General features: G+C 65.5%; 12 protein-coding genes. 6 read left to right on the top strand and 6 right to left on the bottom strand.

Annotated features, from left to right (window positions below):
* Nucleotides 1-225 precede the first annotated feature (225 nt).
* From D6M19_RS00305 to D6M19_RS34520, 5 genes are all read left to right on the top strand, one after another.
* Nucleotides 226-1,017 (top strand): bestrophin-like domain, encoded by a 792-nt coding sequence (locus D6M19_RS00305; RefSeq protein ID WP_123023181.1) that lies wholly within the window; start codon nt 226-228, stop codon nt 1,015-1,017.
* A 138-nt stretch (nt 1,018-1,155) separates the two neighbouring features.
* Complete coding sequence (locus D6M19_RS00300; RefSeq protein WP_123023180.1) at nt 1,156-2,406, top strand: MFS transporter; 1,251 nt, start codon at nt 1,156-1,158, stop codon at nt 2,404-2,406.
* A 4-nt stretch (nt 2,407-2,410) separates the two neighbouring features.
* Nucleotides 2,411-3,601 (top strand): 4-hydroxybenzoate 3-monooxygenase, encoded by a 1,191-nt coding sequence (locus D6M19_RS00295; RefSeq protein WP_206428406.1) that lies wholly within the window; start codon nt 2,411-2,413, stop codon nt 3,599-3,601.
* Nucleotides 3,602-3,695: 94 nt separating this feature from the next.
* Nucleotides 3,696-5,906, top strand: coding sequence for a SpoIIE family protein phosphatase (locus D6M19_RS00290; RefSeq protein ID WP_234834631.1), 2,211 nt, complete (start codon nt 3,696-3,698; stop codon nt 5,904-5,906).
* A gap of 17 nt (nt 5,907-5,923) precedes the next feature.
* The gene (locus D6M19_RS34520; protein WP_206428405.1) at nt 5,924-6,085 is read left to right on the top strand and encodes a hypothetical protein; all 162 of its coding nucleotides are present in this window, start codon (nt 5,924-5,926) and stop codon (nt 6,083-6,085) included.
* A gap of 89 nt (nt 6,086-6,174) precedes the next feature.
* Here D6M19_RS34520 and D6M19_RS00280 read toward each other — a convergent pair whose 3' ends face one another.
* Nucleotides 6,175-6,870, bottom strand: coding sequence for a winged helix-turn-helix transcriptional regulator (locus tag D6M19_RS00280; RefSeq protein ID WP_123023178.1), 696 nt, complete (start codon nt 6,868-6,870; stop codon nt 6,175-6,177).
* A 117-nt stretch (nt 6,871-6,987) separates the two neighbouring features.
* Here D6M19_RS00280 and D6M19_RS00275 point away from each other — a divergent pair, with 117 nt between their 5' ends.
* On the top strand, nt 6,988-7,395 hold the full coding sequence (locus D6M19_RS00275; protein ID WP_123023177.1) for a tautomerase family protein: 408 nt from the start codon (nt 6,988-6,990) through the stop codon (nt 7,393-7,395).
* A gap of 88 nt (nt 7,396-7,483) precedes the next feature.
* Here D6M19_RS00275 and D6M19_RS00270 read toward each other — a convergent pair whose 3' ends face one another.
* The 5 genes from D6M19_RS00270 to D6M19_RS00250 all read right to left on the bottom strand — a co-directional run bounded on the left by D6M19_RS00270 (nt 7,484) and on the right by D6M19_RS00250 (nt 11,864).
* Nucleotides 7,484-7,795, bottom strand: coding sequence for a putative quinol monooxygenase (locus D6M19_RS00270; protein ID WP_164478265.1), 312 nt, complete (start codon nt 7,793-7,795; stop codon nt 7,484-7,486).
* Nucleotides 7,782-9,053: an ABC transporter substrate-binding protein gene (locus D6M19_RS00265; protein ID WP_123023176.1), complete on the bottom strand. Its 1,272-nt coding sequence runs from the start codon at nt 9,051-9,053 to the stop codon at nt 7,782-7,784. Before D6M19_RS00265 ends, D6M19_RS00270 begins: the two co-directional genes overlap by 14 nt.
* Nucleotides 9,050-10,378: an L-fucose:H+ symporter permease gene (gene fucP / locus D6M19_RS00260; RefSeq protein WP_123023175.1), complete on the bottom strand. Its 1,329-nt coding sequence runs from the start codon at nt 10,376-10,378 to the stop codon at nt 9,050-9,052. Before fucP ends, D6M19_RS00265 begins: the two co-directional genes overlap by 4 nt.
* A 155-nt stretch (nt 10,379-10,533) precedes the next feature.
* Complete coding sequence (locus D6M19_RS00255; protein ID WP_123023174.1) at nt 10,534-10,761, bottom strand: hypothetical protein; 228 nt, start codon at nt 10,759-10,761, stop codon at nt 10,534-10,536.
* Complete coding sequence (locus tag D6M19_RS00250; protein WP_123023173.1) at nt 10,758-11,864, bottom strand: C45 family autoproteolytic acyltransferase/hydrolase; 1,107 nt, start codon at nt 11,862-11,864, stop codon at nt 10,758-10,760. Before D6M19_RS00250 ends, D6M19_RS00255 begins: the two co-directional genes overlap by 4 nt.
* Nucleotides 11,865-11,946 lie beyond the last annotated feature (82 nt).

Raw genomic sequence — 11,946 nt, 5'->3', positions numbered from 1 at the left:
CAGGTGGGGCCGGCTCGCTTGTGTGCACAACCCGCGAAGAGCGCGATTCCTCGGCTTTTGTGCATTGCGCTCACCGAGTACTGCGCAAAGCCTGCAGAACTGACTACAGCCGCGTGGTGCGCGACGAAACTCCACATTCGCGTCGTCGGAGCGTTGTCCCCACTTCAGCTGACGAGTTAGCCATACTGGCCGGGCGGACGGCGTGTCCGCCCGACTGGGGGTGTCGTGATCTGGCTTCTGCAGATACCTGCGCCGATTCTCGGTTTCGCCACCGTGGCCATCGTCGTCGGGCTGTCCGTCGGCGGATTGATTCTGTTCCGAAAGGCGGTGTCTCACACCCGACTCGAGAATGCGAATGCGGTCTCAGGTCAGGTGTTCCAGCTCGCCGGCATCCTTTACGCGGTGCTCGTCGCCTTCGTGGTGGTCGTGGTGTGGGAGCAGTTCGGCGATGCCGAGAACGCAACCCAGGCGGAGGCCAGTGCCGTCGCCGATCTGCTCAGGGACTCGACTGCGATACCTGCTGCCTATCGGCCCGAGGTGCAACGCAGCCTCGTCGCCTACACCGAGGATGTGATCAACGACGAACTACCGCGAATGCGAGCGGGTCAGACCATCGAGGAGGAGTCCGATCACATGACCGCAGTCTGGACAGCCTTCCTCAAGGTGCAGCCGGAGACCCGCAACGAGATTGCCTTCTTCGATCACGACATCGTCAAGTTGAACGATCTGAGTGCCAACCGCAAGCTAAGGGTCTCAACGGGGGAGTCCGCGATTCCCGGAGAGCTCTGGGTGCTTCTGCTCGGCGGCGGGGTTGTCGTGATGGCGTTTACCTTTATGTTTGGGACTCGCGACCTGTTGATTCATGCGGTCGGGGTCGCGCTGACGGCGGCTCTGATGGGCTTTGTCCTGTATCTGATCTTCGCGCTCGAGCATCCGTTCGTCGGTGCACTGTCGGTCAAGCCCGACGCTTACGTCAATGTGCTCCAGATCTGGAAAGACGACTTGCCCCATGCCTAGCGGGGCCAAGCCTGTTTAACACCGCATCCGCAAGCGCATTCGTAAACGGCGGATATCCGAAATGTTTCGCCAGCAGGTGTGAATGTGGTCCTGCGCGGCAATCCCGTTCCCAGTTGACTCTCAGCAAGGGGCGATTCGATGTCCACGCAATCCCCGCGGGCCGCGCAGACCAGCGATACATCTCGAGCGGCCAACCTCTGGCCCGTCCTGCTGTGCTGGGTGGCGGTCGCCCTCGACGGCTACGACCTCGTCGTCCTGGGCGTCGTCATTCCGACCCTCCTCGAGTCAGACGCGCTCGGCTTTACCGGTCCGACGATCACCACGGCCTCCACACTCGGTCTGGTCGGCATGGGCATCGGCGCCGTCATCATCGGCCCGCTGACCGACCGGTTCGGCCGACGCCAGGCGCTGATCACCAGCGTCGCCATCTTCTCGCTACTCACCATCGCGACCGGCCTGGCGCAGAGCGTCGGCCAGTTCACGACCTTCCGCTTCTTGGCCGGGCTCGGCCTCGGCGGCTGTCTGCCAACAGCACTCGCCTTCATGAGCGAGCACGCACCAACCGGCCGCGGCGGCTCGGCGATCACCCGGATGATGACCGGCTACCACGTGGGCGCCGTGCTCTCCGCGGTGCTGGCGTTGTGGCTGGTCGAGGATTACGGCTGGCGGTCGATGTTCGTCGTCGGCGGCGTATTGGGCCTGCTGACGCTGCCATTCATGTGGGCGAAGCTGCCCGAATCCGCGGCATACCTGCGTGCGGTCGAGAGCCGCGACGGGTCCGGGCCGGGCACTTTGGCCCGCAGCGCCAAGGTCGTCAAGGGCCGCTACCTCCGGATCAGCATCGGCCTCTGCGTGGCGTCCTTCATGGGTCTGCTGCTGGTCTACGGGCTCAACACCTGGCTGCCGACGATCATGCGCGACGCGGGCTATTCGATTCAGCAGGGCACCACCCTGATCCTGGTCCTCAACGTCGGTGCGGTGATCGGCCTGCTCGTCGCGGGCCACATCGCAGACACCCGCGGCAACAAGCCTGCCGTCCTCGTCTGGTTCGGACTTGCCGCAATCTTCTTGGCGCTCCTGTCGATCAAGATGGAAAGCCGACTCCTCGTCTACGCCGCGGTACTGCTGGCGGGCATCTTCGTGTTCAGCGCCCAAGTACTCGTCTACGCGTTCGTCGGCCATCTCTATCCGCCCGAGATCCGCGGCACGGCTCTGGGGGTGGCCGCCGGGGTCGGACGGATCGGAGCGATCGTCGGGCCATCGCTCGGCGGCCTGCTGGTGACGGCCGGCCTCGCTTACCCGTGGGGCTTCTATGCGTTCACGCTGGCGGCGGTCCTCGCCGTGCTGGCCCTTGCGACCGTGCCTGCGCACGCACCCGCCGTCGAGTGACGCCATGACCGACGTCGACTTGCAAACCCAGGTGGCGATCATCGGAGCGGGCCCCGCCGGAATGCTTCTATCGCACCTGCTCGCCGCGGACGGCGTCGAATCCATTGTGCTGGAAACCCGCTCGCAGGAATATGTGGCGTCCCGGATCCGCGCCGGCATCCTCGAGCAGTCGACAGTGGACCTGCTGCGCAGTTGCGGGCTTGGGGAGCGGCTGGATCGCGAGGGCGACCGGCACCGCGGCATCTACCTGCAATGGCCCAACGAGCGCCACCACATCGACTTCGTCGACCTGACCGGCCGCTCGGTCTGGGTGTACGGACAGACTGAGGTGCAGAAGGACCTGATCGATGCGCGGACCGCGGCAGCCCAGGAGATCCACTACGAGGTCGCCGACACCACACTGCACGACCTCGAAACCGACCACCCCGCAGTGACATTCACCGACGCCGACGGGCGTGACGCGCAAGTCAGAGCAGACGTCGTCGTCGGCTGTGATGGATCGTTCGGGCCCAGCCGCGAGCAGGTGCCCCCCAGCGTCCGCCACCAGTGGGAGAAGGTCTACCCGTACTCCTGGTTCGGAATCCTCGCCGACGTCGCCCCGTCGACCGACGAGCTGATCTACGCTTGGCACGGCAACGGGTTCGCACTGCATTCGATGCGGTCTGCGACGGTTTCCCGGTTCTATCTCCAAGTGCCCAACGGCACCGAACCCGAAGACTGGTCCGACGACCGGATCTGGGCAGCACTGGCGACTCGACTCGGCCACGGGCAGGACGGCTGGCAGCTCAACACCGGGCCGATAACCGACAAGAGCGTGTTGCCCATGCGGTCGTTCGTCCAGACCCCGATGCGGCACGGCCACCTGTTCCTCGCCGGCGACGCCGCCCACATCGTCCCGCCGACCGGCGCCAAGGGGCTCAACCTCGCGGTCGCCGACGTCGCCCTGCTCGCGCCAGCGCTGGTCGACCTGATTCGCAAGGACGACCACCGGCTCGCCGACGGCTACTCCGACACCGCGCTGCGGCGCGTCTGGCGGTGCACCCACTTCTCGTGGTGGATGACCACAATGCTGCATCACAGCGAGGACCCGTTCGACGAGCAGCTGCAGCTGTCCCAGCTGCGTTGGGTCACTTCCAGCGAGGCAGGCGCGGCGGGTCTTGCGGAGAACTACGCGGGTCTGCCCATCGGTTTCTAGAACTCGCAGCTATCGAAAAATCGCTCGATAAGAGTCGGCTTGCAGCCGGGCCGTAATTCACCGCATTGACGGCGGTGTCGATACCCTGATGAGGGTGTCCTGGACCCCAGTCACGCCTGGCAAGCCGCGTAGCAGCACGCGCGCAAGCCGTCGTGAGAGTTGGCGGTCGGTTAGCGGGCTTTTCGCCTGTGTGGCACTGACCTATCTGGCCGGCGCGGTGCTGTCTTGGCAATCATTTGGCGCCGGGGTGGGGCCTGCGTTCTTTCCGCCCGCCGGCGTGACCGTGGCCGCGATGCTGCTGACACCGCGATCGCGGTGGCCAGTCATCGTCGTCGCGATAGTCGTCGCGGAGTTGGCCGTCGATCTCCACTATGGGGTCGGCGTGCGCGCTGCGTCAGGATTTGCGTTGGCCAACTCGATGGAGCCCGTCGTCGGTGCGTCGCTGGCATGGGCCTGGTGCAAAGGGGCGCCCGACCTTCGGGCTCGGGGGGATCTGGCCAAGTTCGTCGCCGCGGCTTGCCTGGCCGGGCCGCTGGTGGGCGGGTTGATCGGCGGGGTGGTCAGCGCCGCGTCGAACGACACCTCGTGGCCCATGGCCGCCGTGCGCTGGTGTGCAGGCGACGGGATCGGCGCCCTCGTTGTGGGGGCACCAATTCTCCTGTGGCCCATACAATCTCACATCTTGCGCGCTCGCGTCGCCGAAACTGCGCTGGTGGTCACCAGCACCGCGGTGCTGACAGTGACGGCGTTCTGGTGGCATGCGCCACCGACATTCCTGCTGCTGCCGGTGATGGCATGGGCGGCGTTTCGGCTCGATGTGATCGGTGCCGCGGTCTCCGGCGCGGTGCTGGCCTTCACCGTCAACTACATGGCGGGCTCGGGACGCGGCTTCTTCGCGGGAATGGACCTTGCGGCGCCGGCCAGGCTAGCCGTTAACCAGGTGTTCATCGCGGTCATCGTGCTGGTCGCCATGCTGATCGCGCAGGAAGCCGCCGGTCGCATCGCGGCAGTCAGACAAGGAGAAGCCGAACGCCGTGAACGGGACCGGCTGCAGATTCTGGCGCAGTTGGCGCAGCGGCTGTCGGCTGCGCTGACCCCGAGCCACATCGGCGACGCCGTCGTCACGCAGCTGTTCAACGACGCGGGGGCGCAGGCGGTGGCACTTGGCCTGGTGACCCCCGACGGATTCCGGCTGGAGTGGGTCAGGACGGCGGGCTATCCCCAACTCGCGCACGACAAATTCGCGGCCGGCATCCCACTCGACGACCACACGGCTGCCACCGAGGCAATGCTCACCGGCCGACCCGTGGTGATCGGCAGCTCCGCGGAATACCGGCGGCGGTATCCCGACAATGCGGACATGATGGCGCTGACGGGGGCAGAGGCGCTGGTGAACTGGTCGCTGACTTCTGGCGGCAATCCGATCGGCGTGCTCGGGATGATGTGGACACGACCGCAGCCGCTCGATGCCGCCCAGTTGGCCTACATCTCTGCCGTCGCCACCATGGTCGAGCAGGCCCTGGTGCGTGCGCAGGCATATGCCGACGAGCATGCCAGGGCCGCGGTCCTGCAGGCGGCGGTCCTGCCAACGGAACCGGCCGACATCGCCGAACTGGACTTGGCCGTCAGCTACGAACCGGCAGACGCCGAGCATGGACTCGGGGGGGACTGGTATGACGTGATGGCGCTGCCGAAGCAACGGACCTACATTGCGGTGGGTGACGTGGTCGGACACGGTTTGCCCGCCGTCGAAGACATGGCGCAACTGCGTAGCGCCGGGCGCGCCATGGCCCTGCAGGGGCTGCCCCCTGCACGACTGCTCGCCGAGCTCAACATCTTCACCGCCCATACCAGCCACGGACGGTTCGCCACCATGGCCGTGGCCATCTTCGATCCGCAGACCGGCGCCTTGTCGTACGGTCTGGCCGGCCATCCACCGGCCTTGCTGCGTCGCTCGCGCGACGGGAAAGTCGTGCGACTCCTCGACGCCGACGGCCCGGTGCTTGGGCCCATCCGCGACGCCACCTACACCGAGGGTCAGGTGAGGCTCGAGCCCGGCGACATCCTGGTCATGTATACCGACGGCCTGATCGAGCGCCGCGGCCGGGACATCGAGACAGGGATCTCGCAGGCGCAGCGCCTGTTCGCGGGCTGGCCGTCGGAGACCACGTTGGCGCAGGGATGCAGGCAACTCACGGAAACGCTCGCCTCGCCGCCCCGCCAAGACGACGTCTGTGTCATTGCCGTGCGCCTCCGGCACGCCGACTCCGTGGCGGAGTCTCAGCGGATGACGCTCAAACCGTGATCCAAGAGGATGCCCGGATGGCATCCAGCTCGTTGGTCATCAAGGGCGGCAACGGATCTGCGCATCGCAGCGTGTCGATGAGTCCGCGCAAAAACTGCGCGGTCTTGAACGCGCCCAAGGCCCCGGCGGTAAAGCCGATGTGTGAGCGGTCGGCCACTGCGACGATCGCGCTGCAGTAGCCGCTGCCGTTCGACCGCCGCGGCAGCTCGTGTGCGCCAAGTTTGGCGGCTGACCGGCGGTGATGCCCGCCCAGCCGACGACAACTAGCCTATCGAGGCGCGCGGAGCGCGTCGTCGGGAGCTTCGGCTGCCGGTATCGATTGTGGGAGCGGAAACAGATGCCGGAACCTTTCTACGACCGCACGGTCCCCGGCGATGCGAAGCTCTCCGCTCGTGAGCGCCTCGTCGAGAGGACGGTCGGTGCGTAGCAACGAAATCAGGGTGGCCTGATCTGTTTCGAGCGTGGCGTCCGGATGTTCGGCGTCGCCGCGGGTGACCGTGAGCTCACCGTCGACGCGGATCTCGAAGCGTTCATCGCCGAGATGGACTGCGATGGTCGCTCGGACGTCGGAGGCGGCGGCGGGGTCGAAGAGTGCGTTGAGGGAGAGCATCAGGGAGTCGGTGCCCAGCGGGGCGTCGAAGGGCATCGACGGCGAGCGGCTGGCCCACTGAGCCAATCCGACCACGACCGGCGCCAGGTCGGCGCCCCACGCGGTTAGCTCGTAGACCCACGAAGCGGCGGGTGGGGCGAGTCGTCGGCGATGAAGCACGCCGGCATCGGTGAGTTCGCGCAGTCGCTGGGTGAGCACGTCGGGGCTGGCGCCGGGCAGGCCGGCCAGCAGGTCGGTGAAGCGCTTGGGGCCCAATAGGAGGTCCCGCACTATCAGTAACGCCCAGCGTTCGCCGACGAGGTCAAGCGCATGAGCGACTGCGCAACCCTGCTCATACTTGCGTCTACCTGTCATAGCACCCACTCTAGCAGCCAAAATAGGAAACTCGATCTATCTACTTGGTATTTCCAAGTAACTAGTTGTAGTGTCGGATTTGTACTGTTCGACCCCTTCTCAAGGAGATGAATTCCAATGCCCGTGTTCACGATCGACGCACCCTCAGGGGTGCCGCAGGACGCCAAGCACAAGATGATGAAGGACGTCACCGAGGCGCTCCACGAAGCTTGGCCCATTCCCGACACCCGCGGCTGGTTGCGCGAGTACCCCGCCGACAGCGTGTCCCAGGATGGGCGCATTCAAGCCGAGCCGGTGCGCCCGGTGTGCTCACTGGAAGCGCCGGAGCTGACGAACTTGGATGCCAAGCGAAAGCTCGTGCAAAAAATCGAGACGGCGATCGCGGCCGCCTACGACGGCCTCGCCAACACCGAGGAGGTCCTCGTCCTTGTCAATCATTACCCGCTGGAAGACGTCGGCTGGCGGGGAAGTCTGCAATCCGACAAGCCAGAGATTGTCGCCGCCATCGCAGCGTTGAATCAGTAGCCCGTGCCCACCCGGGGTGGGCGCCCGCACGCGCCGCCCCGGATGGACGAACGGTCATGCTTCATCAGTCCGGTGGGCCCGGTGGGCCTCACTTCTCGCGGAGCAACCTAAGATCGGAGGGCTCGCGGAGCAGGTCTTCGAGAATCTTGTTGCCCTCGGTGTTGTAGGGCTGACGCATGTGCTCATCCCACGCGGCGCGCGAACGGAACATCTCGAGCATCATCCAGGTGTCCGAATCATCTTGAGGCGCGAGGAAATGCATGAACACGCAGCCCGGCTCGGTCAGGGTGTTCTTGCGCATCGACTGCAGCTGGGCTTCCGCCTCGGCGAGGCGGTCGAGTCGCGGCTTGATGGTGACGACCAGGTACAGCGGTCCGTCGTCGCGGTCATCGTCCGACAATTGGCACCTCGATCGAGTTCTGCAGCGTGTCGATGAACGCGTTCGTGTTCTTGCTCTGGACGAACGCGGCTACGGCGTCATATACAGCCTGCTGGAAGTCCGTCGACATCAACTCGCCGTGGGTGATCGACAGCAGAATCTTGTCCTTCCACAACGACTCTGAAGCCTGTCGCTGATAGGCCGGCAGCGATGACACGTCGACGTCGTTGCGAATCGGCACCGACCCCTTCACTTTGTTGAACTCCAGCGACGTCTTCGGATCGGCGATGGTCGCCATGAACTTCATGGCGTTCACCCCATCTGTGGCATCCGACGACACCACGAACGTGTCGACGATCGCCAGGTAGGCGCCCGTGGTCCCGGGATACGGCACATACCCGAAGTCCTTGCCTTCCACCGACCGGTTCGCGACGAGTTCGCCGTATACGGAATCGTTCATCGACAGGAATGCGCACTGACCGGTGGCCAGCTTCTTCGCCGCCTGATCCCACGTCAGGCCGCCCGCATTCGGGTCGGCGAGAGAAACAATCTTGGCGAACTGCGAAAGCGCTTGTCTGAGTTGAGATCCCCGCCAATCGAACGAATCGTCGCGAATCCTGGCCCAGCCATCGGTGCCGATCGCGCCGAGCAGTGTGTTCTCGAAAAGTTCGGTCGCGGTGAACCTGTCCTTGCCGCCAAGGCACAACGCCGCCTTGCCGGTTGCCGCCACCTGTGCCAGATCCGCTTCAAAGGCCTCGGTCGTGTAGCCGGGTCCTGGCGCCTTCACGCCTGCGTCCCGCAGCATCCGCTGGTTGAACCACAACACATTTCCGCGATGGGAACCGGTCGGCACACCCCAGGCTTTGACGCGGTAGGTCGCCGCGTCGAGCAACGCCTGCGGCATCGTCTGGTCCAGGCCCGAGCTCTCATAGACGCCCGACACGTCGGCCAGACGCTTGGCGTCGACCCACGCGCGCAGCGAGCTTCCCAAGAACGTCTGCCAAACATCGGGCGGATCGCCCGCCTGCAGGCGCGCGGCGAGCGCGACCTGGACGTTGCTGCCGCCGCCGCCTGCAATGGCGCCGTCAGCGACCTCCACGTCGGGATTCCCCGCCTTGAAAGCGTTGAGCAGCACCTCGAAAGCCGGGTGCTCGGAGGGCGACACCCACCACGAGACGACTTCGAGCCGCTCGGTCGGCTCGGAGAAGTTGCCCTTTTGTCCGCCGCCGCCGCATGCCGCGAGCATGACCGCCAGGAGGATGATCCAGTAGCGCTTCATGCTGCTACCTCCTTGACCGCGTTGGGCGTCGCTCTCAGGTCGTAGACGGCAAAGCAGGCGACGACGGCGAAGCAGACGGCGGGAACGATGAAGGAGATCGCCGGGCTCGTCGCGTCGAGCAGGAAGCCCTGGACCAACGGCATGATCGCCCCGCCGACGATCGCCATCACTAGACCGGCGGCCCCGAATTTGGTTGCGGGACCGAGTCCTTGGAGAGCCACGCCGTAGATCGTGGGGAACATCAGGGACAAACAGAAGGACAACGCGACGACGGCGACCACCCCGGCCACGTTGGGCGAGAACATCGCGAAGACGCACAGCGCGACAGCCAGCACGGCTAGGACCGTGAGGACCTTCGTTGCGCGGATCTTCCCGATCAGCCACGTCATGAAGAACCGGGAGATGAGGAACACAATCAGGCTCACCTGCAGGAGATAGCCGCCCAACTGGAGTGACCCGTTCAGCGCCTGCTGCGAGTACTGGATCAGGAAGGTCCACGTGCACACCTGCGCCGCGACGTTGAAGAACTGCGCGATGACCCCAAACACGTAACGCTTGTTCGACATCAGGATCTTCAGCGGTGACTGGCCCTCCATGTCGGCGTCGGGGAACTCCTCGACGATGGGCGGGGATTTCTTGATCGCGATCACCAGCCCGATCGCGATGAGCACGAAGCCGAGGCCGAGATACGGACCCATCACCGCGCCCAACTGGCCCGCGCGTACCGCCGCCTCCTGGGCCGGAGTCACGTTGGCCATGTTCACCGGCTCGTCCAATTTCGGCAGGATGAGGGTGGCGGCCAAGAGCACACCGATGTTCGTGCCGACAGGGTTGAACGCCTGCGCGAAGTTGAGCCGCCGGGTCGCGGTTTCTTCTGGGCCGAGCGAAAGCACGTAGGGATTGGCGGACGTCTCGAGAATCGAGCATCCGGCGGCTATCGCGAACAGAGCGACCAGGAACGCCTCGTAAGTCATGATCTTGCTCGCCGGATAGAACGCGATCGCGCCTGCCGCAGCGAGAAGCACACCGGAAAGAAGCCCGGCCTTGTAGCCGAACCGCTGATTGATGAGCGCCGCGGGGATGGCCAGCAAGAAGTACGCACCGAAGTACGCCAACTGCACGAGCGAGGCCTGGAAGGTGTTCATCTCGAAGATGCGCTTGAAGCCCGCGACCATCGGCGTGGTGAGGTCGGCGGCGACGCCCCATGCGGTGAAGCAGCTGATGAGGACGACGAACAGCAGCCCCATCCCCGGATAGACCAGCCCCCCTTTCGCCGCGTCGGCGGGCGCGTCGGCGGGCTGATCCGCATGCTCAGTCGTGGTCATGGCCGGTACCTCGTGTCCGCTGAGAAGAGCACAGCCTCGCGTGGACTGTGATCTGGGTCACGTTACTCAGATGTCATGACCGACGGAACAGACTTTTCATGTGGTTTGACATGGGTTTTTGCCCACTTCGACCCGTTTGTCGGCCCGTTCGGCGACTAGTGGTGCCACCTCGACCACGCCGCCTGCTTGGTGGTGCCCGCAACACCGGCGACGTCACCCCATGACCGGGATTCGGCCAGGGTGCGCGCTGACCGGCCCAAGCACTCGCCGAGGTACTGGCTGAGCCCGAGCAGCGCCTGGAAGGCCGCCGGGTCGCTGCTGGCGGTCAGCGCGTCGACCAGCGTCCGCACGTCCGCCTCGATGTCGCGCGGGTCCCGGTTCATGCCAACCGGGCCTCGCGGACGTCATCCGGGTCGTCGAAGCCCCGCGTCCACGACATCTCGGGCCAGTGCCACGTGGCGACGCCTGCCGCGGGCCGGTATTCGGCTGTGTACAGCGTGCCGAAGCCGACGTCGAACTGAGCATTGCGTATCGGGGGCGCCAACATCGCCGCGACCAATTGCCCGCTTGATGTTGTGCCGCTGAGCAATTCGTTCAACTCCGACAGCCGTCCGACGCTGTTGAATCGCGCGGCGTGAGAAGGATTCTCGACCTCATCGAGTCGGTGGTTGGTGGTCGCGCGCAGCTCGCTCACCTCGGCGGGTTGTCCCGGCGCGACGAAAACGGTCGCGTGCTCACCCGCGCCGTCAACCAGGGCGACGTTGTAAGACTGCGAGACAGGGATCCGCCGAAGTGCGTTGACCGCCTGTTCGACGGTCGCGCAGCTCTCCAGGACGTAGCGCAGCACAATCGGGATGCCGAAACCGTCGCCCACATCGGAACGACCACCGAACGTGAGCGAAACCGCCAGCCCGTCTTCGTTCATGCCGTCCAGCAGTCCCCAGAGCATGTCACTGGTGCCGAGCACCCGCCGCCGCCCGGAGTAGTCGGTGGACGCGATCACTGCTTCGAAGAGCGCCTGGTCGTAGTCGTAGTTGCGGACCAGAGTGGGCTGTTCGCCCGGCAGAACCGCTTGGGAGCAGCCGACGGCGAACGCGGGAAGGCGCCACATCGACAGCATCCGCGCGGCAACGGAGTCGTCGCCGCTGAGACGACACAGTCGCTCCCAGGTCGGGATCAATTCAGGCATGTAGCGGGCCAGCGCATCCCGACATTCCGGTAGCGAAGGCAGGGCGGCCACCCCGTCCCGGGTGTACCAGCTGCGGTAGGCCGGCCAGGTCGCGTCGAACAACGCCCGCCAGCGCGGCCCGGGTTCGGTTTCTCGATAGGCGTGCACCGTCATCAAGCGACCGCCGTCGACCCCGAGGGCTGAGTCGGCGAACGGCGGGGCGGCGGCCCAGCGCAACCCGTAGGTGACCCACTCCCGCCAGTGGCTGTCGGCTGCGGGCAGTGGCGGAGGCGCCACAGGCGAGAGGACGGTGCTCATGCGTCAAGGAAACCTTGACGACCGCGATCCGTCAAGTTTTCCTTGACGGGGCAGTCCGGGCCCACACCGCTTTGACAGCTCG

Origin of the sequence: Mycolicibacterium stellerae, assembly GCF_003719305.1 — a bacterium.
In the GTDB taxonomy this organism is placed as follows: domain Bacteria; phylum Actinomycetota; class Actinomycetes; order Mycobacteriales; family Mycobacteriaceae; genus Mycobacterium; species Mycobacterium stellerae.
The sequence above is the reverse complement of the archived record's forward strand: the minus strand, read 5'-3'. Positions and strand labels throughout refer to the sequence as shown.